Origin of the sequence: uncultured Campylobacter sp. (genome assembly GCF_937921625.1) — a bacterium.
Lineage (GTDB): Bacteria > Campylobacterota > Campylobacteria > Campylobacterales > Campylobacteraceae > Campylobacter_B.
This window is the reverse complement of sequence record NZ_CAKZTI010000037.1, coordinates 1-22,995: the sequence shown is the minus strand read 5'-3', so window position 1 is coordinate 22,995 and position 22,995 is coordinate 1. Positions and strand designations below refer to the sequence as shown.

General features: G+C 48.2%; 16 protein-coding genes. 1 reads left to right on the top strand and 15 read right to left on the bottom strand.

Annotated elements, in window-relative coordinates; all coding sequences use genetic code 11:
- Positions 1–253: 253 nt before the first annotated feature.
- The 11 genes from Q0101_RS06435 to groES all read right to left on the bottom strand — a co-directional run bounded on the left by Q0101_RS06435 (position 254) and on the right by groES (position 15,541).
- Positions 254–2,335 (bottom strand): RNA degradosome polyphosphate kinase, encoded by a 2,082-nt coding sequence (locus tag Q0101_RS06435; RefSeq protein WP_297943416.1) that lies wholly within the window; start codon positions 2,333–2,335, stop codon positions 254–256.
- A 113-nt stretch (positions 2,336–2,448) separates the two neighbouring features.
- Complete coding sequence (locus Q0101_RS06430; protein ID WP_297943414.1) at positions 2,449–3,234, bottom strand: tetratricopeptide repeat protein; 786 nt, start codon at positions 3,232–3,234, stop codon at positions 2,449–2,451.
- Positions 3,235–3,414: 180 nt separating this feature from the next.
- Positions 3,415–3,951, bottom strand: coding sequence for a hypothetical protein (locus Q0101_RS06425; RefSeq protein ID WP_297943412.1), 537 nt, complete (start codon positions 3,949–3,951; stop codon positions 3,415–3,417).
- On the bottom strand, positions 3,948–4,490 hold the full coding sequence (locus tag Q0101_RS06420) for a hypothetical protein (protein WP_297943410.1): 543 nt from the start codon (positions 4,488–4,490) through the stop codon (positions 3,948–3,950). The genes Q0101_RS06425 and Q0101_RS06420 overlap by 4 nt, the downstream gene beginning before the upstream one ends.
- A 273-nt stretch (positions 4,491–4,763) precedes the next feature.
- Positions 4,764–4,901, bottom strand: a complete 138-nt coding sequence (locus Q0101_RS06415; RefSeq protein ID WP_297943408.1) for a hypothetical protein — start codon at positions 4,899–4,901, stop codon at positions 4,764–4,766.
- Between the two features lie 58 nt (positions 4,902–4,959).
- A complete protein-coding gene (locus Q0101_RS06410) occupies positions 4,960–7,146 on the bottom strand; it encodes a hypothetical protein (RefSeq protein WP_297943406.1) in 2,187 nt (728 codons plus the stop codon).
- Positions 7,100–9,196 carry a replicative DNA helicase gene (locus Q0101_RS06405; RefSeq protein WP_297943404.1) on the bottom strand — a complete coding sequence of 699 codons (2,097 nt, stop codon included), beginning with the start codon at positions 9,194–9,196 and terminating at the stop codon, positions 7,100–7,102. Before Q0101_RS06405 ends, Q0101_RS06410 begins: the two co-directional genes overlap by 47 nt.
- Positions 9,197–10,123: 927 nt before the next feature.
- Entirely contained in the window at positions 10,124–11,191 is a 1,068-nt protein-coding gene (ispG, locus tag Q0101_RS06400) for a flavodoxin-dependent (E)-4-hydroxy-3-methylbut-2-enyl-diphosphate synthase (protein ID WP_297943402.1), read from the bottom strand.
- Positions 11,192–11,964: 773 nt separating this feature from the next.
- Positions 11,965–13,029, bottom strand: a complete 1,065-nt coding sequence (locus tag Q0101_RS06395; protein WP_297943400.1) for a hypothetical protein — start codon at positions 13,027–13,029, stop codon at positions 11,965–11,967.
- A 598-nt stretch (positions 13,030–13,627) separates the two neighbouring features.
- A complete protein-coding gene (groL, locus tag Q0101_RS06390) occupies positions 13,628–15,265 on the bottom strand; it encodes a chaperonin GroEL (protein WP_297943398.1) in 1,638 nt (545 codons plus the stop codon).
- A gap of 12 nt (positions 15,266–15,277) precedes the next feature.
- Positions 15,278–15,541: a co-chaperone GroES gene (gene groES, locus Q0101_RS06385; protein ID WP_295151472.1), complete on the bottom strand. Its 264-nt coding sequence runs from the start codon at positions 15,539–15,541 to the stop codon at positions 15,278–15,280.
- A 206-nt stretch (positions 15,542–15,747) separates the two neighbouring features.
- Between groES and Q0101_RS06380 the strand changes: the two genes are divergently transcribed.
- Positions 15,748–17,994 (top strand): hypothetical protein, encoded by a 2,247-nt coding sequence (locus tag Q0101_RS06380; RefSeq protein ID WP_297943397.1) that lies wholly within the window; start codon positions 15,748–15,750, stop codon positions 17,992–17,994.
- 361 nt (positions 17,995–18,355) lie between these two features.
- Here the strand turns inward: Q0101_RS06380 and Q0101_RS06375 are convergent, their stop codons facing one another.
- The 4 genes from Q0101_RS06375 to Q0101_RS06360 form a co-directional block, all read right to left on the bottom strand.
- Positions 18,356–18,991, bottom strand: a complete 636-nt coding sequence (locus tag Q0101_RS06375; protein WP_297943395.1) for a hypothetical protein — start codon at positions 18,989–18,991, stop codon at positions 18,356–18,358.
- Positions 18,992–19,043: 52 nt separating this feature from the next.
- On the bottom strand, positions 19,044–19,673 hold the full coding sequence (locus Q0101_RS06370; protein WP_297943393.1) for a hypothetical protein: 630 nt from the start codon (positions 19,671–19,673) through the stop codon (positions 19,044–19,046).
- A gap of 133 nt (positions 19,674–19,806) precedes the next feature.
- The gene (locus Q0101_RS06365) at positions 19,807–20,250 is read right to left on the bottom strand and encodes a GatB/YqeY domain-containing protein (RefSeq protein WP_297943391.1); all 444 of its coding nucleotides are present in this window, start codon (positions 20,248–20,250) and stop codon (positions 19,807–19,809) included.
- Between the two features lie 274 nt (positions 20,251–20,524).
- Positions 20,525–22,762 carry a nitric-oxide reductase large subunit gene (locus Q0101_RS06360; RefSeq protein ID WP_297943389.1) on the bottom strand — a complete coding sequence of 746 codons (2,238 nt, stop codon included), beginning with the start codon at positions 22,760–22,762 and terminating at the stop codon, positions 20,525–20,527.
- Positions 22,763–22,995 lie beyond the last annotated feature (233 nt).

Sequence of the window (22,995 nt, the reverse complement as noted above, 5' to 3'; positions counted from 1 at the left end):
CCATTGTGAACATTAAAAAATTTTAAAATTTTATCATAAGTAGGCGGAATTTTATCTACGCTCGTAGTGTTTCGGGCATCATGCGGGTCGGCACTTTTACGAAGCTACGTCCTGCAAAATTTATAAAATTTCGAATTTCCATAAATTTACTCAAGCGTTTGCGGCGCAAAATTCCTCATTTAGCATTTATAAGCTCGGCTTGCGCGCGGGCTTAATGCGCAGCTAGCCCTGGCGCAAACCGAACAGAACCGCGTTAGCTCTCCTTCAAAAGCTTGGTTAGCGCCGTGCCGCTTTCGTCGTGTTTGCGGATATTTTTATAAATTTTATTGAAATAAATTTCTAAAAATTCCTGATTGTCGATTTTCTCTTCGCCCTTTTTCGGCACGATCTTTCGGTACTCGCCGCTACTTTGCAGCTCGAATGCAAGCTCATTGTCGCTTAGCTGAAGTTTTAAAATTTCTTTGAGTTTGTTTTGCAAATTTTCGTTGTAGATCGGGCTCATCAGCTCCAGTCTGCGCTCTAAATTTCGCGGCATCCAATCCGCGCTCGCGATGTATAGGCTGGGCTGGGCGTGCGCGAAGTAAAAAATTCTAGCGTGTTCCAGGTATTTGCCGACGATCGAGATCACGCGGATGTTTTCGCTAACGCCCTTAAGCGCCGGGCGCAAGCAGCAGATGCCGCGCACGATGAGATCGATCTTTACGCCCGCCGCACTTGCTTTATACAGCGCCTTGATCATATCGCCGTCGACAAGAGCGTTCATCTTAGCGATGATCCTGCCGGCAGAGCCTTTTTTCTCCTCGTTTTTTATCATCGCTAAAAGCCGCTCTTTGATCTGCATCGGCGACATAGCGAGGTTGTCAAGCTTGCGGTTTTTGTTGTAGCCCGAGAGGATGTGGAAGAAATTTGTCGTGTCCTTATCGAAGCGGTCGCCGCAGGTAAAAAAGCTCACGTCGGTGTAAATTTTAGCGCTCGAGCCGTTGTAGTTGCCCGTGCCTAGGTGGATATAAAATTTTAGCTTGCCGTCCTCTTTTTTGATGATCTGAGTTACCTTGGCGTGAACCTTAAAGCCCGTGATACCGTAGATGACGTGCGCGCCGGCGTCTTCGAGAGCCTTCGCCCAGTGCAGGTTGTTTTCCTCATCAAATCTCGCCTTAAGCTCTACCATCACCGTTACCTGCTTGCCGTCGCTTGCGGCCTCGATCAGGCTCTGAACGATCGGGGAGTTTTTCTCCACCCGGTACAGCGTCATACGGATCGAGATGACTTTCGGATCCTTGGCGGCTTCTTTGATGAGCTTTTGGACAGGATCGAAGCTCTCGTAAGGATGAATTAACAAGATATCCTCCTTCTCCATCGCGCTCATAATGGAGGTGTTTTCGTTAAAGGGGGGCAGAGTCTTTGGCAGATACTGAGGATGGGCTAGAAAGGAAAAATCCTTATTAGAAGCGATCTCCCAAAGCCCGTCCAGCGTAAGTGGCACGGCGCATTCATATATATCTTTGTAAAAAATTTTAAGATGAGAATTTAGAAATTCTAAAAGCTCGGCATCGGCGTCCTTTTCGATCTGAAGTCGTACGAAAGCCCCCTTGCGGCGCAGTTTAAGCCCCGCTTCTAAAATCATCATAAAATCGTCCGCTTCCTCCTCTTCGATCACGATATCTGCGTTTCGCGTGACGCGGAAGGCTACGGAGCTGATGAGCTTGTAGCCCGGAAAAATTTCCTCCGCGTGGCGTTTTACGATGGTGCCGATCGGCACGTAGGTGTTTTGCGCGACCTGCACGAAGCGCGGGATCACGCGCGGAATTCTAATCATCCCAAAATGTACCGACTCGGGCGCGCCCTCATCGCAGAGCTTGACCGCAAGGGAGAAGCTGAGATTATTTAAATGCGGGAAAGGATGGGTCGCATCCACTGCGATCGGGACGATGACGGGCATTATCTGCGAGAAGAAAAACTCATCCGCCACCGGCTTCAGCTCGGGCTGCAGTTCGTCGTAGCTTTTGATAAAAAGCCCGTTTTTGCAAAGCTCCTTTTGGATGCCGAAATACTGCTGCTCAAGCTCGGTTTGTTCGTTTCTTAGATAGGAGCGGATCGCGCGTAGCTGCTCAAGAGGCGTCATCTCGTCATCGCCGCTGGTTATAACGCCGGCGGTAAAAAGCTGCTTCAAGCCCGCCACGCGGATCATATAAAATTCGTCTAAATTCGTGCTGTAAATCGCTAGAAATTTTAATTTTTCAATTAGCGGGATATCCTTTTTGCATTGTTCCAGCACGCGGGTATTGAAGCGCAGCCAGCTTAGCTCGCGGTTTATAAAATTATTTTGTGTTTGCATAAAAACTCCTTTTTGAATATTAATTCTAAGATTATAGCCCAATTAAGATTAAATTTTAAAGTCCGAATTTCATGAGCTTGCAAGTGGGGTAATTTAGTATTTAAAATTCTGCCCTAATTCCCTATTTTTTCTAAATCCTTGCACATTTGCGTGTCGCCATCCTCGCAACCTAGCTTTAAATATCGCCTCAAATATAAAATTTGCTCTTTCTCCTTCTCGCTCATATCAAGCACCCATTTGCACGCCTCCTTTATATTGCCCCTGTCGCAAGCCTTTTTGCAAAAATTTTTACCTTTATTTTTATCTACTTTAGCCCACAACAGCAATCCGTAAGCGTAGCACGAAGGGTAATGCTCTCCGTTACAGCCGATTTCATAAAATTTTGTAACCTCGTTTATATCTTTGTCCTCTCTGTTTAACGATGTAGCAAAGTGCCCGCATCCTGCGGGATTTCCTGCATCGCAGGATTTTTTAAAATACTCTTTTGCCGCAAGCTCGTCTTTTTTTACGCCTTCACCATAAAAATATAAAAGCCCGTAATCGTCGCAAAATTTCGCGTCTAGCTCGCAAGCTCTTTCGTAATATGTCTTGATTTTCGCGTGTTTTTCGTCCAAAGAAGTAAGCGAATACGCTTGTCCCATAAAAATGCAGCCTTTGGCATATCCCAAACTGCATGATTTTTCAAAAAATTCCAATGCCAAACCATCGTTTTTTCGTGCGCAAGATCTATTATTTAGAATTAAAGCCGCCAAATAGCATGCTTCGCCGTCACCGCTACTGCATTTCTTTAAATTTAAATCGTAAATATCGCACGCAGGCGCCCCTAGAGAATAAATTTCGCTTACGCTCTCTGCATTTAAAAACAGAACCGACGCGAGTATAAACAATAGTGCTTTCATTTTAATCCTTACGAATGATATAAATTTAAATTTAGATCGGCAGGCGACGTAAATTTTATCTTTTACTAACGGCTACGCTTTGGTTGCGCTCTGCCGCGGCTTGCGTTATTAAAGGCGCCAAAATTGCGGGATAGAATTCTTTCATTATCGCTCTTTGCTCCTCTTTGGATTTGCCATCTTTTACTCCTTGGTTGAATTTTCATTTTCATGGTATTTTTGATAAATTTTCCCGTATGCCTTTCTAGCACATTTTACAGGATCGCGATCTTTGCTGTCGCGCAAACAGTCGTCTAGAGCTTCTCTTAGTTCGCAAGATTTTAACTTAAGTAGTTTTTTCTCATCATTAAATTTTTCGCAAGCTATAACATAGTTACTAAAAGCCCTTTCGATATTGCCTCTTCTCATAATGTCAAATATTCCCAGATTGTAGCAGGACTCGGCTACGCCTGCCTTACAAGATTTATCTAATGGCGCAACCGAGGCTTCGCGCATACCCAGTTCAAAGCCCATAATATAACCCACATCGGCGCACCCGATCATATCTCCGCCATCACATTTTTTAGATAAAATTTTTATCAGCTTAGTGCATGAGCTATATTTACCGTTTCCTTTATCGCATTCGTTGTAAAGATTTTCCTCTTCAGCCGTAGGCTTATCCGCTATTGCGATAGAAGCTAAAAATATCATAGAATAAAATATAAAGCATAGCCTTGTCATTTCAACTCCCCATATAGTTTATTATAAATTTCTTTCATTTTTCCTCTTGGATTGCACTCTTTATCTTCCATACAAATTTTAAGTTCATCGTAAAATCCGCAATACTCATGTGCAGATTCCGAATCCATACTACATATTTTTTTAAAGCTCTTTAAAACTCTATCTGTATTTCCGGTGAAATACAGATCTTCCCAATTAAGGCATAAACAACTCGTCATTAAATTTGCATCGCAACTTTTAACAAGATAATTTATAGCTTCTTCGTCTCTATTTAATGTCAATAAAAGAAGCGCATTTAATTCACAACTTAAATAACGCCTATCGTTGTCGCACTCTTTAGATAAAATTTCAACGAGTTTATTGCATGAGCTATATTTACCTTCGCCGTAATCACAGGATTTCAAAAGCGTCCTTTGCTCTTCATTTTTAAAATTCTCTAATTCTATTAAGCTTACCAAAGGCGGTTGTGCCGCAACAGGAATCGCTGCAAATACCGCTATAAACGCAAGTATCGAAATTTTAAGATAGAATTTTTTCATTAGTACTCCTTGTTTTAAGCGACGATTATATTTAAAAATTTTTAGCTGCTTCTTAAAATTTAAGAGGCACGGCGGTGCAATAAGTGCGCCGTAATCCCACCCGCCTGCGCTTAGATAAAATTTTAAAATTTAGCCGCTGTCGCGCAAGCCTCGCGTATGAAAATTCCACAATCCGCCACCAAATTTTACTCGCAACCGATTTAAATCGCGCAGGTGCGGCAAAGCAAGCAAAGCGGAATAGAATTTTATAAAATTCCTCGCTCGCTGCGCTGTTTATTGCGCATCTGCTACGCTATTCGTTTTGTGCCGCCTATTTTTTGCCGCTAGTTTCGCTACTGTTTCGCATCTACCGAACTGCCTACCGAGCCGCCCGTTTTGATGCACGCCGTACGCTACGCACGAAAGCTCCATAATCCGCCGTAAAATTTCGCTCGCAACGGGTCCAAGTCGCGCGGGCATAATCCGCCGCCTACTTCCCGTCTAAATTTAAAATTTCACTCGAAATTTCATCTATCGTCGCGTTGAAATCCTCCGCCAGCGCGCGCTTTAGCTCCTCTTTCGCCGCCATCATATCGCGCACGATCGCGGCTTCAAACTCCTCTCGGTTCAGCGCCTCGTCGCCCTTGGCAAACGCAAAATCCAGCCCAAACCACGTAGCTACGGCAAACGCAGGCACGCACACCACTGCGCCCGGGCCGCACACGAGCCCCGCACTACCGCTAGTCGCGCTGGCGCCTGCCTTGGTAAGGGTTTTCGCGCCCGTCTTGGCCGCAGTTTTAGCGAGGCTCTTGCTTATCAGCTTTGCGCCCAGCACGCCGCCCAGCGCCCCCAGCCCCGTCCCACTCGCGCGATACGCCTTGCTTTTTAGGCTGAAGCTCTGCGTGACGTTGAGATCGATTTTTGCGCCGTATTTTTTGAGCGTAAAATTTAGCGAACTCTCATAATTCTTGACGTTTGCCGCAGCGATTTTAGCGATATTCTCGCCAAAATCTTTCGGGAAGCTTTCGCTCACGAAGCCCGCAAATTTCTCATTCAGATACGCCCCCGCGTCATCGTCCCACACGCCGTGCCACAGCACCAGATAATCGCTCAGAAACGAGTAATTGAAATCCGCCATTTTCTGCGCGCTAAGCCTCGCGCCCTCGTCGTAAACGGCGTCGATATAGCTATTTAGCGCGGATGCGGCGTTTGCTTCCGCGGCGAAGCGCGTGGCGTTCAGCTCGCCTCTTAGCGCGTCCGCCTCGCGCGCGCTTAAGATCAGCCGCTCGCCGCTTTGCAGCACGATCTGCACGCCCGTCTCGACCGCGCTTTTAGGACGTGCACCATCCGCTTCGCCCGCAACAGTGCGCGTCTGCGCGGCACAGATCAAACACAGCGTGACGTAGGCAAGCGCGAAGATCGTGCCGCTAAAGCGCCCTATTTTGGGCGCGGACGTGGCTCGCAGCATAAAAAGCACGAATGCGCAAAGATGCAAGATCGCGCAATAAAAGAGGAAATCTCCCGCGCAGATCAGAAACAAAAGAGCTATTTTTAGCGCGCTAGGGCTCTGCGACAGCGCCAGCTCAAACAGCGCGTTTTTGTAAAATTTCAAAGCGTAAATTTCATTTAGCAGAGCGGATTTGAAGTGCGCTTGCGGCGCGGTAGATTTTAGAATTTCAAAAATTTCGACTACCGATGCAGGGCTGGTCGCGGATTTTTCAGCGGAACTGCCGGCGACCATACTCGGTGCGGCAGGATTTTGGGCTAAATTTTGCACTGCGGCTGAGCTTGCCGTAGAATTTTTAGCGTTGATTTGCAGCGCAGCGGCGGTATTTGCCTTATAATTTGTAGCCGAGGCGTACACCGCTCTGACGGAGCCCTCTCTAAAATTTGCAGGCAAAGCGGTAGGTTTTTTGGCGGTGTCCGGTGCGGGCTTGGCGGCATTGCTCGTCTCGGAATTTCCGACAATTATAGCGGCGTTGCTCGCTGCGGAATTCGTAGCGGATTTGGCGGCATTATCTGTTGCTAAATTTCCGACGGACGCGGAAGCGTCATTTGTCGCGAAATTTCCCACGGATGCGGTAGCGCTGGCGGGCGGAGTAAAATTTATCGCGGAATTTTGAGAGCGCGCGGTAGTATCTGCGCCGTCCACAAGCCGCAAATAGGCTAAATTTATGGCGAAATTTACCGCTACGGCAAGCGCGGCGAGCAGCAAAATGCTAAGTTTGAGCGATAAAATTCTAGGATTTTTAATCTCTTTTAGGCTGAGCTTAAGCACCGCCAGGCGCATCAGAGCAAGAGCTGCAGGCAGTGCCGCGAGCGTCACGAATAGCTCCGCACCACGCAGATCCGCTAGGCCTAGCGCCAAAGTGGCGCTTAAGAGGATCGCGCCCGCGAAGGCTAAAACCCCGCTTATCAGCCTGCCTCTAAAAATTTTAATCAAAGTCCCGCCGCTGCGAAATAGAGCCGCGTTGGCGCGCTGCTTCGCCTCGTAAAAAAAGCTAAATAGCACCCGAAATAGCGCATAAGCCCAAAACGCCGTCAGCGCGCAAAAGCCCGCGTCACTGAAATCCTGCGCGTAAAGCGCGAAGCAAAAAACGCTAACGATCAGCGCTAGCCTAAGCGCTATTTCACAGATCCAGCGGCGCGTCGTCGTCATCGAGCCTGTTTGCCTCATTGATCTTTGGAATGCCCATCTCTTCGATATTTAAAGGCGGCGCGGGTTTAAATTTCGCCTCGTCCTCTTGCGCCTCAAAAGGCCGCTCATCGCCCTCGCCTCTTTCAAAATACGCAGCGTCCTTTTGCTGCGTGTTCTTTGCCTCTTGCGATGCGCCTTTTGCACCTTGCCGCGCGCCTTTCGTGCCCCGCGATGTATCTTTTACGCCTCGTGGAGTACCCGCTAAATTTTTATGCGCATTTGTTTCGGGCGCGACGATGCCAGCTATTGCATCATCTAAATTTTGCTCCCCAAATTCTTGCTTCTGTGATACGTGCTGCGCCTCTGCCAGGTCATGCCCTGCGCTAAATTTAGACTCGCCGTCTATCTCCTCGCCGTCCTGCTCACTGCTTTCGCCAAAGCTAGGCATCTCATCAAAATCGATATTTACTCCGGAGTTTCGAGCGCTAGCGGAGCTTGTATTTAAATTTACGCCGCTATTTTGCGCTTCGTTAAAATTTTGAGCTTCATTAAAATTCTGCGTTAAATTTTGCTGTAAATTCTGCGCTGCACCCTGCTGTGCCGTATCAAGACGCGGCGCAGCAGGCTCCTCAAAGCCCTGATCTTGCAGCTGCGAGACGTAGTCGAGATTGTCGTTTTCGTTAAAGATCGCGCTCTCGCTGGGCTCACCGCCGAAGCTCGTATCGACGAAGCGGGTAAATCTGCCCTGAAAGCCCACCTCGATCGTCCTGCCCGCCTCGCCCGAGCGGTTTTTGCCGACGATGATTTCGGCTTTTTCCTGATAGTCGTTGCGCCTAAACACGGGCTCGCCGGCGTCCTTGCCCTCGGCCTCCAGCCGCGAAATGCGCTCGCGCTCCATCTGCTCTTTATAAACCTCATCGCGATAGACGAAAAGTATGATATCGGCGTCCTGCTCGATCGCGCCGCTTTCGCGCAGATCGCTTAGCATCGGGCGTTTGTTCGAGCGCGCCTCAAGCGAGCGGTTTAGCTGCGACAGCGCGATGATCGGGATGTTTAGCTCGCGTGCTAAGAGCTTGAGTCCGCGTGAAATTTCGGCGATTTGCAGGTGGCGCTCGGAGTAGTTGCTCGTGCTCGTCATAAGTCCGATGTAATCGATCACGCAAAGCTCGATATTGGCGTCCGCGGCTTTGAGTTTGCGCAGCTGGGTGCGGACTTGGTGGATGTTTACATAGCCGCTGTCATAGACGAAAAGCGGCATATTCAGCACCGCGTCGCAGGCGTCGTTGAAGCGCGTCCAATCGTCGTCGCTGAGCTTGGCGCTCATTATGTCGCTTAGCGGGATCGAGCTAAGCGCGCTTAGTATGCGATACATCAGCTGCACGGAGGGCATCTCGAGCGAGAAAAATACGACGCCTTTGCCGCTTTGCAGCGTTTTCATCATCAAATTTAGCGCAAAGGCGGTCTTGCCCATGCCGGGTCGAGCGGCGATGATGATGAGCTCGCCGGGCTTTAGCCCCTTCGTGCAGTCGTTTAGGAAGCGAAAGCCCGTATCCAACCCCACGAGCTCCGAGCCTGCGAGCGCCTTTTGGCGTTTCAGCTCCTCTACCACGTCGGCGATAATCTCGTGCGATTTTTTGATGCCGCCGTGGCGCTCCTCGTCGATGAGCTCGTAAATTTTAGAGCTGATTTTATCGGCGGTGTCCTTGCTGCGCACGGCTTCGTTTACCATCGAAGGGATCTCGTGCGCGACCTTGATTAGTGAGCGCTTGATCGATTTTTCGCGCAGCTCGAGCGCGTATTTTGGGGCATCGACCACGCCGCTGGTGGCTACGACCTCGGTAAATGCGCCATCGTCGTAGCGCTCGGCTAGCCATTTTTTAACGAAGCTCGGCGCGATCGGCTCGTTGTGCGAGGAGCATTTGACGATCGCCTCGTAGATGTCGGCGTGCGGCTTGTAGAAAAAATCGCCGACCGAGATTATCTCGCTCAGCTCGCCGTATGCGTCCTCGTTTTGCAAAAGCGAGCTTAAAATCGCGCGCTCCATATCCAGATCGTATAAATTTGCAGGCACATTCTGCTTCGTTACCATCGCTTCCCCTCGTTTCGCGCGCTTTTGCGCGTCTAAATTTTAAGCTCTATAAAATCGTAAATTTTAATCCGCAGCCCCCGGTCCAGCGCTTTTGAAAACCGATGCGGCTTTGAACGCTCGTCGCGAGACCTTAGAACTATCGCAGCTTTGAAAATTTCGCGCTTCCAAAAGCCACGTGATTTTAAGCCGCTGCGCTCTTATGCCGCACACACCGCGGCTATTTAAAGCTGCGCCTAAAGGCAGCCGCGGCGGATTTAAAATTTTGAAATTTCATAGAGCTTGAAATTTCGCTAGGGCTTATAATTCTTTAAAATTTTAAGCCCGCATATTAAAAATTTGGCGCCCCCCGGCTCGGGCATTAAATTTCGCGCCCAAGCTGCGGCGAGCGAACTTTGCTAAATTTAAACCGAAACGTCGCGATCTGAAATTTTTCAAACGCCTTAAACAATGAGCCAAATGCCGTGGCATTTAAATTTAACGCTCGCTCGCTGTTTCACAAACGGTGCGTCCGTCACGCTAAATTTAATGCGGCTGACTCCCGCGCCGTGCCTTGAAATTTTACGCCACTGAGCTCTATGGTTTAAAATTTTACGTATCGAAATTTCACGCCGCAAATTTAGCACCGAATCGCAAGGCTCAAATTTTAAAATAAAATTTCACGGCGAATTGCAAAGTTAAAATTTCAAACCCAAAATTCCAAAACGAAATCCTAGAGCTAAAATTTCAAAACCAAAATTCCAGGCCGCATTCCCAAAGGCTCAAATTTAAAAGCGTCGCCTCGGAATTAAATTTTAAAATTTTACGCCTCAGACACGCTGTGTTGATGAGCCTAAACGAACCGCAGTGAACCCAACGCGCCCAAACGCCGATCCGCGCGGCTGAGCCGCGCGCAATAAAGACTTTAGCAAACCGGGTGCTCCGCGGCCCTCACGCTCCTTCGCGAGCCCGCACCTCGTCCTCGACCTCTTGCAAAAACCGCTCCACGAGCTTGCTCTCCTCGAGTTTAGCGACCACTTCGCCGTGGCGCATCACGATGCCGCGCCCGTTGCCGAACGCGATCGCCACGTCCGCGCCCTTCGCCTCGCCGATCGCATTTACCACGCAGCCCATGACGCTGATATTTAGCGGCGTTTTGATGTGCGCGGTTTTTTCTTCGACGATTTTGATCGCGCTTAGCAGATCGCTTTGCAAACGCCCGCAGGTAGGGCACGAGATGATATTGACGCCGCTTTTTTGCACGCCCGCGTCCTGCAGGATCGCGCGCGCGACGCGGATCTCCTCCTCAAGCTCGCCCGTGATGCTCACGCGCATCGTATCGCCGATCCCCTCCATCAGAAGCGTGCCCAGCGCGATTGCGCTCTTGATGCTCGCATGAAATTTCGTCCCCGCCTCGGTCACGCCCAGATGAAAAGGATACTCGCATAGCGGGCGCAGCGCGCGATACGCAGCCACCGTACTCGGCGCGTCCGAAGTCTTTAGCGAGATCGCGATGTCGCTAAAGTCCTCGTCCTGCAGTAGTGCGGCGTTATACAGCGCGCTTTGCACCATCGCCTCCACGCTGCGGCCGTATTTTTGCTCAAACTGCTCCTCAAGCGAGCCCAAATTTACGCCGATGCGGATGGGCAAGCTGCGAGCTTTGCACGCGCGCACGACCTCCTTGATACGGTCCATGCCGCCGATATTGCCGGGATTGATGCGGATAGCATCGACAAACTCCGCAACCTGCAGCGCCAAGCGAAAATTAAAATGGATGTCCGCTACGATGGGAAGCGGCGAGCTTTTTTTGATGCGTGCGAGCGCGTCCGCATCCTGCTTATCGAGCACGGCGCAGCGCACGATGTCGCAGCCAGCGAAATACAGGCGGTTAATCTGCTCTAGCGTGCCCTCCACGTCCTTCGTTTTAGAAAAGCTCATCGACTGCACGGAGATGGGCGCGCCGCCGCCGATTTTGACGGAGCCGACGGAGATTTGGCGGGTCGGATAGCGATTTTTCAAATTTAAGCCTTTAGAATTTTTTGCGCTATTTTATTCAAAATGGGGTTAAAATTTAATAATTCGCGCTCGCCACCCGCCGTAGAATTTCGCCTACAGGATTATAATAAAAGCCGCGATGAGGGAAAATAAAAAGCATAGCAAAGCCGTGATTTACGCGAAATTTATTATAGTCCGCGCAAACAATGGATCCTAACGATTAACAAAGCACCATTTGACCGCCGCTAAAATTTCGTCTGCAGAATTTCACTCGCTAAATTTTGCTTTTACGCTTGCAAAAAATTTCATTTCGTCGCGAAATTTGAGCGAATAGAGCTCTATAAAATTCCGCCATCTAATAAAATTCTAAAAATTCCAGCAGCAAGCGAAACTCTACAAAATTTGATGGCAAGTAAAATTTATCAAACTACACAGCCAAGCAAAATTCCGCAAACTTAGCAGGCAAGCGAAGTCCTGCGACGTAAAATTACAAAATTAAGCTCTTGAAATTTCGGTGAAATTTTAACAGCAGTATCGTCACAGTGCCCGCTCGCGCAAAACGAGTGTAGTCTGGTTTATCCTAGCAGCGCGGCATGCAGCCGTGAAATTTCAAAGCGCATGGATGAAATATGAAAATTTTATTTTTAATTGCAGCAGTAGGGCATTTTTCGCACGGCGGCAAAGCCGAAAAAACGTCAGCCGTTCGTGTTTGCACACCGCGCCAGTATCGCGATCCTATAGAGGCAGCAAAATTTAAACCGCCTATGCATATAAATTGCGCTGGCGTGCCGCCTAGGCTAGCGCACTAGCTCCATATTCACCTTGACCCTGCTCATCTTGTCCTGCAGCATATCCATCACCGACTCATTGCGCGACGAAGCGTCATCCGTCGGGGCTTCGTGCTGCTGCCACTTACTTTTCGGTGCGGCAGGACCCCACTGCGACGAAAATATCAACCCGCGCTTTTTCTCAGTCTCAGGCGCAGGCTCATAAGGCTGTGGAGCGGGCTTCGCCCAACGCTCATCATAATGCATCGCAGCACCTTGTCCTAGCGCATTACCCCGCTCTGGCGACGGTATTTTACCAAGCGCGCTACCGCTAAGGCGCCCTATCGCACGACTAGAGCGAGCAGATGTGGGAAGATAGGGCGCGCGAGCATTTTGACGAGCCATATATTTCGTGGCGCTCGAATGAGATGCAGCTGTATGCTCCATAGTGCCAGAACGAGTCGCACTATAGCCGTAGCGAGCTTGCGGCTGTGCAATTCGAGTCGTCGTTAATTTGCGAGCTTGTGCGTCTACGGTTTTGCCGGTCTGATCATCCGCGCCTCTGTGAGTTTGCGCGCTTGCGCTTCTCCGCATATCTGCGCCTCTGTAAGTTTGCTCCGTATCGCGGGCGTTTGGCACCTCATCCTCATAGATGCGGGCCTTTGGCAAACGCATCAGCGTCGTGACTAGACTCTTGCTAGCTCCATTCTGGCTGTTTGATTGATTAGCCGGGCGCCTAGATGCTTTATTTCTCGCAGAATGCGATGCGAAATTTTGCCCGGGATTTTTAGTAAAATTTTTCGCACTTTTTTGCGTGGAATTTTTAGTAGAATTTCCAGATGCGCGCGTATTTTTTGTGAACTTGGAATTTGAAAGGCTTTTAGCATTTGCAGGTTCTTTAGCATGCGGCTCGGCAGAGGATTTTGCCGAGGTATTTTTACTCGGATGATCTTTGGCTCGCAAATTTTGAGATGAAATTTTATATTTATGGTTTTGCAACGCAGCGGGCGATTTATGGCTTTGCTGAGCGGCAAAAGCGCTAGAAAAACTCGCCAAAATGAACGCAATTAAAAAAATACGAGCTAAATTTTTCATCATTTTCCTTTCCATGATTTTAGGCGAAATTTAGCAAAGCTTAGATTAAGCCGCGTTAAATTTAATGAGTGAGGCTATGAAATTTCAGCTCTAATTCCAAGCCGTATCGCCAAATAAAAACCTGGATAAAGGCTAAGTTTTAAAAATTCCGCAGCTAGAATTCTGTTTGGCAATAGAATTTTATCACACTAAAAATATGACGTCACGGCAAAAATTTTATCTTGTAAGCGCTTAAGAAGGAGAGCTGAAAAATTTTAAAGTTTTAGAATTCTGCGCTTAGATTTTGAGCGGCAAGTCAGAATTTAAGGTAAAAAGCAAGCTCAGATAAAGTTTTTAAATTTAAAGGATAATGCGGCAAAACCGCAAATTTGCGGTGAGATACGAAATTTGCGAGATCATGCGGCGACTAAAAATTACACCACTTAATCGTTAATTCATAATAAATCGCCGCGCTTCAGACGTATCTAAAAACGCGGCACATCTCATTTTAGCGGCGTGTAGCTACAATATCGCCGCACATAAGGCATTGCGGAACGCTGCAAAATCTCGCAGCGCCGTTTCAATGGCATAGGAGCGCCGAATGACGCTCCTATGAGGGCTACATCATTCCGCCCATGCCACCCATTCCGCCCATATCAGGCATTGGAGGCATTGCAGGTTTCTCCTCTTTAATCTCGCTTACGGTCGCTTCGGTCGTTAGAAGTAGGCTTGCGACGGAGACCGCGTTTTGAAGCGCGATACGCTCAACCTTGACTGGATCGATGATACCTGCCTCAAACATATTGACGTACTCGCCGTTTGCGGCGTTGAAGCCAAATTTTTTGTCTGAGCCCTGCTCGACCTTATTTGCTACGACACCCGCGTCAAATCCCGCATTCTCGGCGATCTGGCGAAGTGGAGCGAAAAGCGCACGCTTAACGATGTCCGCACCGATAAGCTCGTCGCCGCTTAGAGCTAGCTTTACGCTAAGTCCAGCTCTGATTAGCGCAGCGCCGCCGCCGATTACTATACCCTCGTCTACGGCTGCTTTGGTTGCGTTTAGAGCGTCGTCCACGCGGTCTTTTTTCTCTTTCATCTCGGTTTCGGTCGCAGCGCCCACCTTGATGACCGCGACGCCGCCGCTAAGCTTAGCCATGCGCTCTTGAAGCTTCTCTTTGTCGTAATCGCTCGTAGTTTCGGCGATCTGAGCTTTGATCTGCGAAACGCGCGCATCGATATCTTTTTTCTTGCCCGCGCCGCCCACGATAGTTGTGTTATCTTTGTCGATCACGATGCGCTCGGCTTGTCCAAGATCGGCCATAGAAGCACTTTCTAGCGTTCTGCCAAGCTCCTCGCTGATGACGGTGCCGCCCGTTAAAATCGCGATATCTTCAAGCATCGCCTTTCTGCGATCGCCAAATCCAGGGGCTTTGACCGCGGAGATGTTTAGCACGCCGCGAAGTTTATTTACAACCAAAGTCGCAAGCGCCTCGCCCTCGATATCCTCGGCGATGATTAGAAGCGGTTTGCCGCTTTTTTGAACCTGCTCCAAAACTGGTAGCAGATCTTTTAAATTCGTAATTTTCTTATCGAATAGCAAAACTAGCGGCGAGCTAAGCTCAACTAGCATTTTTTCTGCATTTGTGATGAAATACGGGCTTAGGTAGCCGCGGTCAAACTGCATTCCCTCGACTACGGTTAGTTCGTCATTGATCGATTTTGCCTCTTCTACGGTGATGACGCCGTCTTTACCGACCTTCTCCATCGCGTCTGCGATCAGATCGCCGACGGAGCTATCGTTGTTCGCAGAGATCGTAGCGACCTGAGCGATCTCTTTTTTGCCGCTTACTTTTTTAGATGATTTTTTTAGCTCCTCGATGATCGCAGCGCTAAATTTATCCATACCGCGCTTAACCTCGATCGGATTTGCGCCCGCAGTTACGTTACGTAGGCCCTCTTTAAAGATCGCGTGAGCTAGCACAGTCGCGGTCGTAGTGCCGTCGCCCGCTTGATCGTTGGTTTTGCTCGCTACCTCGCGCACCAAAGAAGCGCCCATGTTTTCGAGCGTATCTTTTAGCTCGATCTCTTTAGCGACGGTTACGCCGTCTTTTGTGATTGCAGGAGCGCCGAAGCTTTTTTGAAGCAATACGTTGCGACCGCGAGGTCCCATAGTAACTTTTACCGCATCGTTTAGCTTTCTAACGCCAGCGTAGAGCCTGTTTCTTGCGTCGTCTGAAAAAATAATCTCTTTTGCCATTTTTAATCCTTTTTATTTAATTATGCCTAAAACGTCTTCTAAATTTAAGATAAGAAATTTCTTATCGTCTAAGCTAATCTCGCTGCCTGCGTATTTTGCAAACGCTACGGTATCGCCATTTTTGACGCCTTCACATTCGCTGCCGACGGCTACGATTTTGCCGGTCGAAGGCTTCTCTTTTGAAGCATTGTCGGGGATGATGATACCCGAAGCGGTCTTTTTTGTTTCCTCCTCGCGCTCTATTAGAACGCGCTTGCCAAGTGGTTGAAATTTCATTTCAGTCCTTTCTTTGATTTGTGATTTCTAAAATTGGCACTCAATGTGTTTGAGTGCTAAGATTATATGCAAAATTTAAAATCTTGTCAATAGTTTATGAAAAATTTTTATAAAACTTTAGTGATTTAAACTCAAGTATTGAGATTTCAAACGTTAAATTTTAAGGGCTATAATACCCTCAAATTTTAAATTTTTAAGGGGACGAAATGAAAATTTTCGGCATAATCGCAGGAATTTTAATCCTGCTTATAGTAGGCGCAGGCTGCCTATTTTTCAGCGATTTTGGCAACAATCTCACCAGGCCTTACATAGAAAATTTGATCAAAGAAAAAAGCGGCCTTGACGTGAAGCTTGAGAAATTCGATCTAAATTTCGGCGATCTGGACATCAGCGCAAATGTAAATGACGCTGCGAACGTAAACGTAAAGGGCAAATACTCGCTTTTTGCGCGCTCTTTCGATCTTAACTATGACGCAAACGCGCACGATCTAGCCAAGCTTGGTATAAAAACGAGCGAAGGACTAAGCCTCAAAGGGCAAATTTTGGGCAACCTTGGCAAATTCGGTATCAACGGCAGCGGGCGGATTTTTGATAGTAACGTAAAATTTTTAGCAAATTTAAAAGACCTCAAACCACTTGATCTGCAAATCGACGCTAAGGGCCTAAACGTCGAAAAAGCCCTTGCCGTGGCCTCTCTGCCGATCTACGCAAAAGGAAATATCGACGTGCTCTCGGACATCAAAGCTGGAGGCGGCGGCGCAGAGGGCAACGCGAGCATCAAGAGTTCAAATTTGATCCTAAACGAATCTGCGTTTAAAGATATGAATATCTCCATCCCAAAGGGCGTGCAGATCACGCTAAACTCGGACATCACGGCGCAAAATGACGTCCTGCGAGCAGCAAGCAAGATCGATTCGACTCTAGGCAAAATCAGCGCCGAAAAGTCGGAATTTGATCTGAAAAACAAAACTTTAAACTCCGATTTTAATCTAAGCTTGCCCGATTTAGCAAAGCTCGAAAGCCTTATCGGGCGCAAAATTTCAGGCGACGTTAAAGCAAGCGGAAATTTAAAGACCGATTTTTCTACGCTTGAGCTTTCAAACTCTCAAATTTCAGCGTTTAAAGACGCGCTTAAAGCGGACGCGGGAGCCAAATACGATCTAAAAAACAAAAACGGCGAGCTGTCCGCAAAGCTAAACGCAAACGATCTGGCCGCGCTGCAAAACGTCCTGGGAGTGAAGCTGCAAGGCAAGGCAAACGGCGAGCTTAGCGCGGCTCTAGCGCAGAACGAACTTAGAAATCTAAGCTTAAATCTAAACGCGATGGGCGGCAACCTGAATGCGAACGGAAATTTAAGCGATCTTAAGCTTAAAACGAGCAATCTAAATCTGGCAGTGCTTTCGGCTCTGTTTTACGGCAGCGCGATCGGAGAGGGCACGATAAACGGCGATGCGAAGCTAAGCTTAAAAGACGGCATCAACGGCACGGCGCAAATTTCGCTCGCTAGCGGCGTGATTTTTAAGAAATTTTTAGACGGCGCGACGGGCAAGAACTTCCCGAGCGATCTAAAAACTGATGCGCAGGCGCAGACAAATATCAAAAACTCCGTCGCAACCTTTAGCGTAAGCGCAAACTCCGATCTAGCGCAGCTTCAGAGCTTAAACGGCACCTACGAGCTCAAAAACAAAGCGCTTAAAGCAAACTACGCGCTACTGATCCCGAGTCTGCAGCGACTAGAGTTTTTTCTAAATCGCAAACTAAACGGCAAGATTGCCGCTACCGGCGAGCTTTCGCACGACGGCAAAAGCCTGTTTGCAACCATAAATTCCAAGGTCGCGGGCGGCGAGCTAAACGGACAGATCGCGGGCGATGAGGCGAACTTTAAAATCCAAAATTTCATCGTAAAAGAGCTTACGACGCTTCTAAATATCGATCACGTCTACGACGGCACGGGCAATGCGAATCTTACGTATAATACCAGCTCGCACAGCGGAAAATTTGACGCGATCATCAACAACGGCCGCCTTCCTAGCGGCGGATTGATCGATAAAATCGGTAAAATTTTAGGCCGCGATCTAGGCGGCGAGGTCTATAACGACGCCAAAGTAAACGGCACGATCAAGCAAAATTTAATCAATTTCAACGCCGATATGAGCGCGCAAAAAAGCAAGCTAAACGTAACGGACGGCACGCTGGATAGTAAAACGGGCGCGATTTCGGTGCCGGTTAAGGCAAACATCGAAAAAACCGATCTTGAAATAAACATCACCGGCACGATAAAAGAGCCGAAATATAATATCCAATCGGACTATCTCAAGGGCAAGCTCGACAAGCAGATCGGCAAGGGCATCGACAAGCTTTTCGGCGTGAAAAAGGACGATAACAGCAGCAAAAACGACGCGAAAAAGGAAAAATCTGACGCGATTAAGGGGCTGATAAATGGGCTATTTTAGCCCATTTGCTCCCATTTGGCGCTTAAAATTTATGGATACTGCTAAACGAGCACGAAATTTAAAATTTTGAAATTTTAAAATTTCACGCAGTTTAAATTTTCAAATTTAGCGCTAGCCGGCGTAGCTAGAGCCGCAAAATTTCAAAACTCGACGCAAACTATTTATCAAAATTTTAAATCTCGTTTCGATCTGTTTTGATGACGATTTAAATTTATCGCCGTAAGCTTATCCTGCTTGCGCCGCCGCTATCCGCAATGAAATGCACGCCGCAAGCCTAACGCCTTTTAAAATACTTCGTATCGATACTGCGTGCCGTGTTTTCAGGTTATCCGATGCTAATTAAAATTTCGCGGCGCAATGTTTATTGCAGTTGGCGCCATGCTTGATAAAATTTGCCCGCCATTATCGCAAGAAAAATGAGCGTCAAAGCTCCAAATACCGTAGCCGTAAATTTATCATCCGTCGTAGCGTATTTGTCATATCTGAATTTCATCAGATACTCACGTTGCGGCGGATCGGCGCTTGCATTATAATCCAAAAATAAAACCTGATACGCCGTGCCGCGACCCTGAAACGGAAACGGACGGCTTTGATACCAAGCTTTAACTCGCTTGCCTTCCAGCCATTCGTATGCGATTAGCGAGATAGAAGGCTTGATATTTACGCCTTGCCACTCGTCCGCTCCTGAGCGCTTAAAATTAGCTTCAACAATTGCCGCATTGAGCAAAATTTTATTTTTATAAAAGTAGGTTAAGTTATCCGTATCGCCATTTAAAAAGACTTTGATAAATTTGCGCTCGTCCGTAAAAATCTGCATATATTCGCGTCCATCATCGCTTCCGACATCCATGATTATTCCATTTGCGATTTTCAGATCATCTAAGCTTTTCGGATTCAAGCTAAAAAGAAATCCGTACCACATCGCCGCCAAATAAAATACGATCATAAATAGATCGAACTTGCGATCTAAGTTATACCAAATTTCGCCGAGCTTCATCGATCATTACATTGTAAGTTTCGCTGCAAGATACGGAATTTTACGGCTTTTATTATCGCGGGCTATGCTGCATCGCTAGCGCTTCCATCGCTCCTATGGGTATGTAAAGTACTGCTCCCACGATTACCACCGGTATAGCCACGATTACGCCTAACGTATCCAATAGGACGTTGCCCTCGCAGCGTTCAAGCCTAACCTCGATGTGAGCGGGTATCGGAGAGCGCAGCCTATCGCTTGGCTTCATTATTTCGCTAAGATTTTTGATCTGCACGATGTGCGCGTCAAAGTAGAAAACCGCTTCGATCTCGCCTTTTTTCTCATCGATTTCTATGCGATCCGCCAGAGCCTTGATTTTGGCGACGTCTGCGCCCGCTGCGGAGTTTAAAAACGCGCTGAAGCTGCCGCGCGCCTTGCTGTTTTCCGCATCGGTTACTTCGATTTGCACAAACTCGCGCTTAAGCCCCTTGGCGTACCCGCCATCGTAAAATTCCGAGATATTCTTAAGCGACGAGCCGTTCGTTAGGACATAGCTGAGTTTCTCGCCTACGATGTATTCCTTGCCATCGTTTATGAAAAATGCCGTTATCTTTTCGGGCGTTTCGTTCGCCCCAGGCACTACGTTTTGTTTGCACTGGCACCCCACAAGCAGGACAGCTAGTAAAACCGCGATAAATTTTTTCATGATAATCCTTTAAAATTTTAAATTAGCGTATAAATTCCGCAGCCAAAGCTCTATCTTAAAAAATTTCAGCAGCGAAATTTTACGTCGATACAATTTAGCCGTAGCCGGACTTAAATTTAGCCTCAAACGCAGGCTACTTCAGTGCCGCTTTAACCGCCTCGCTCAGCCGCTTGCCGTCCACGCTTGAGCCGAGCGCTTCCTTGGCGGCTTTCATCACGCGCCCCATATCCTTTGCGCCACTAGCGCCAAGCTCGGCGATTAGCGAGCCAACCTCGGCGGCAAGCTCGGCATCGCTTAGCTGCGCGGGCAGATAGGACGCGATAATCTCGATCTCGCCCTGCTCTTTTTGCACCAGATCGTCGCGACCGCCCGCGCGGTACTGCTCTACAGAGTCATTTCGGCGCTTGATCTCGCTTTGAAGGATGCTAAAGACGCGCTCGTCGCTAAGGCTGATGCGCTCGTCCACCTCGACCTGCTTAAGCGCGGCGTTAAGCATCCTAAGGCTGTCTCTGCGAAAGTGATCGCCGCTTTTCATCGCCGTTTTAATGTCTTCTAAAATTTGCTCTCGCACACCCATTTTTTACTCCTTTAGGTTAAAATTTCGGCGGTAATTGTAGCAAATTTAAAATTTAGCTCGAGTAAATTTAAAGGGATGAAATTTTAAAATTTTAAGGATTTAGCGTAATTTGCGGCTAAATTTAAAGCTCGCGCGGCTACCCTTTGCGGCAAAGACTCGCGCGCAGCTCCCATTTGCGGAAAAAAGCTCGCGCAAAGTGCGCTAAATTTAAAAAGCCTCGCAAGAATATAAAATCCCTGCGGGGCAAAGCAAACGATAAGAGCTCGCGAAGGCTCTATTTAGCGCGTGAAAATATCATTCGTACGATTTGAAGCAAGAAGCATACGCTTCCTACCAAAAAGATCGTATCGCCGATGATGCGCGCCCAGCGAAGCCCGTAGAGGCTGTCTTTTTGCAAAAACTCCGCGCTTCTTGCGTACCACATACCAACGTCGATCGCCGCGAACGCCTGCAAAATTCCAACTGGCAGTAGCGAAATCAGCACCATTAGAAGCAGACCCGCGTTAAGCGCCCAAAAGCCGATCTTCATAAGCGTATCGTCAAAGTTTTTGTCTTTGTAAATATACAGCGCCACGAGCCACACGAAGCCGAGCGCCAAAAAGCCGTATACGCCAAATAGCGCCGTATGTGCGTGCACCGCGGTGGTATTTAAGCCCTGGATGTAAAACAGCGCAAGCGGCGGGTTGATTAAAAAGCCGAAAACGCCCGCGCCCAGCATATTCCAAAAAGCTACGGCGATGAAGCAGTAAAGCGGCCATTTTAGACGCTTAGCCCAATCCTGCGCAAATTGAAGCTTGTAATAGTGAAACGCCTCCGAACCCAAAAGCACCAAAGGCACGACCTCGAGCGCCGAGAAGCTCGCACCCACAGCCATTATCGGCGTAGTAGTGCCCGCAAAATAGAGGTGGTGGAAGGTACCGGGAATTCCGCCGATTAGGAAAATCGACGCGCTAGCAATCGAAGTGTAGGTAGCAAATTTCTTGCTTACTAAGCCCAAGGACGCAAACACGAACGCCAAAGACGCCGTCGCGAAAACCTCGAAAAATCCTTCGACCCAAAGGTGCACGACCCACCAGCGCCAATACTCCATTACAGGAATCGGCGAGCGCTGTCCGTAGAATAGACCCGCGCCGTAAAAAAGTCCCACGGCGATGACCGAAGCGGTAAAGATCGCTAATAAATTCTTATCGCCCTCGGCTCTGAAGCCCGCGATAAAGCCGCGAAGTACGAGCACCATCCAGATCACAAGACCCACGAACAGTATCAGCTGCCAAATTCTACCGAGATCTAAATACTCGTATCCTTGATGTCCGATCCAGAAACTGCTGCTTGGATCCATCTTGCCCGCAATCGCCATGTATTCGCCCGCGAAGCTGCCGACGACCAAGAAAAGAAGCGCGTAGAAAAGCACGTCCACGCCGAGCTTTTGGAATTTCGGATCCTTGCCGCCGTTGATTATCGGAGCTAGAAACAATCCCGCCGCCAAAAAGCCCGTAGCGATCCAGAAAATGGATGCCTGCACGTGCCAGGTGCGAGCTAGCGAGTAAGGGATATATTGTGAAATATCAAGCCCGAAAAAGGACTGACCCTCGATCGTATAGTGCGCAACAAAGCCGCCGATGAAGGCTTGAAATGCAAACAACGCAATCGCTACGAAAAGGTACTTGCCGAGCGCCTTTTGCGACGGCGTAAGCGCTAAAGCGGCGATCGGATCGGCGTTAAGCTTCGCAGGAGCCTCGAAATCCTCGTCCTTTTTGCCGTAGAAATTTCCAAACCATACTAGCAGGCCGATGCCGGTAAGCAAAATAACGAGGCTTGCGATCGTCCAAACGACGTTTTCCGTGGTAGGGACATTGTCTATCAGCGGCTCGTGCGGCCAGTTATTGGTATAGGTCGCCTCTCCGCTTGGACGATCCGTAGAAACCGCCCAAGCAGTCCAAAAGATGAAATCCATAAGCTCGGAGCGATGCTGCTCGTTTGCGAGCGTGTTTTCCTTCATCGCGTAATCCTCGCGAAGCTTTTTAAAGCGCGGATCGTTTCCGAAAACGCCCATGTACTCGTCTTTTACGACCGCCATAGCTTTCAAGCGATCATCGCTTAGCTTGACGGTGCCGTCTTTTACGGTGTTGGTACGGTACTCAGCCTTGGTAAGCGCCTTGATCTGCGCCTTTTGCTCGTCATTTAAGGCGTCAAATTTCACGCCGAAACGCTCCTGCGCCTTGATATCCATAAACGCGACTAGCTCCTTATGCAGCCAATCCGCGCTCCAATCAGGCGCCTGATACGCTCCGTGACCCCAGATAGAGCCCACCTGCATACCGCCGATGCTCTGCCAGGCCTCCTGCCCGCGGTAAATGCGCTCGGTACTGATTAGCTCAGCTCCGCTAGCATCGGTAAATTTTACTACCGGCGGAGACTGCCTATACACCTCGCCGCCGTAAAAACCCAAGAAACTAAAGCCCACGATGAGTACCGCTACAAGCGTCATCCAGAGCTTTTTATATTCTGCCATTCTCACTCCTTTAACTGAAATTAGGAGAGAATTTTACCTATTTAAATTTCGATAAGCATTGAGGCTCGTCAATAAAAAGATAAAATTTATCTGCTTAAGCTGGAATTTATTAAAGTATACTGGGATAAAGGGTTTTAAAAAATTTTTATATAAAATAATTGAGGAAGATATGAATATTGAAAAAAGTATAATTGCTAATAAAAAATTGATAAAAAATATATTTCAGATAACAA

Bases quoted from the DNA above. Each gene is read 5' to 3' on its own strand.
- Q0101_RS06395 (WP_297943400.1), bottom strand. From the start codon at position 13,029: ATGAAAAATTTAGCTCGTATTTTTTTAATTGCGTTCATTTTGGCGAGT.
- Q0101_RS06420 (WP_297943410.1), bottom strand. From the start codon at position 4,490: ATGAAAAAATTCTATCTTAAAATTTCGATACTTGCGTTTATAGCGGTA.
- Q0101_RS06370 (WP_297943393.1), bottom strand. From the start codon at position 19,673: ATGAAAAAATTTATCGCGGTTTTACTAGCTGTCCTGCTTGTGGGGTGC.
- Q0101_RS06360 (WP_297943389.1), bottom strand. From the start codon at position 22,762: ATGGCAGAATATAAAAAGCTCTGGATGACGCTTGTAGCGGTACTCATC.
- Q0101_RS06405 (WP_297943404.1), bottom strand. From the start codon at position 9,196: ATGGTAACGAAGCAGAATGTGCCTGCAAATTTATACGATCTGGATATG.
- Q0101_RS06435 (WP_297943416.1), bottom strand. From the start codon at position 2,335: ATGCAAACACAAAATAATTTTATAAACCGCGAGCTAAGCTGGCTGCGC.
- Q0101_RS06380 (WP_297943397.1), top strand. From the start codon at position 15,748: ATGAAAATTTTCGGCATAATCGCAGGAATTTTAATCCTGCTTATAGTA.
- Q0101_RS06365 (WP_297943391.1), bottom strand. From the start codon at position 20,250: ATGGGTGTGCGAGAGCAAATTTTAGAAGACATTAAAACGGCGATGAAA.
- groL (WP_297943398.1), bottom strand. From the start codon at position 15,265: ATGGCAAAAGAGATTATTTTTTCAGACGACGCAAGAAACAGGCTCTAC.
- Q0101_RS06375 (WP_297943395.1), bottom strand. From the start codon at position 18,991: ATGAAGCTCGGCGAAATTTGGTATAACTTAGATCGCAAGTTCGATCTA.
- Q0101_RS06425 (WP_297943412.1), bottom strand. From the start codon at position 3,951: ATGACAAGGCTATGCTTTATATTTTATTCTATGATATTTTTAGCTTCT.
- Q0101_RS06410 (WP_297943406.1), bottom strand. From the start codon at position 7,146: ATGAGGCAAACAGGCTCGATGACGACGACGCGCCGCTGGATCTGTGAA.
- groES (WP_295151472.1), bottom strand. From the start codon at position 15,541: ATGAAATTTCAACCACTTGGCAAGCGCGTTCTAATAGAGCGCGAGGAG.
- Q0101_RS06430 (WP_297943414.1), bottom strand. From the start codon at position 3,234: ATGAAAGCACTATTGTTTATACTCGCGTCGGTTCTGTTTTTAAATGCA.
- Q0101_RS06415 (WP_297943408.1), bottom strand. From the start codon at position 4,901: ATGGAGCTTTCGTGCGTAGCGTACGGCGTGCATCAAAACGGGCGGCTC.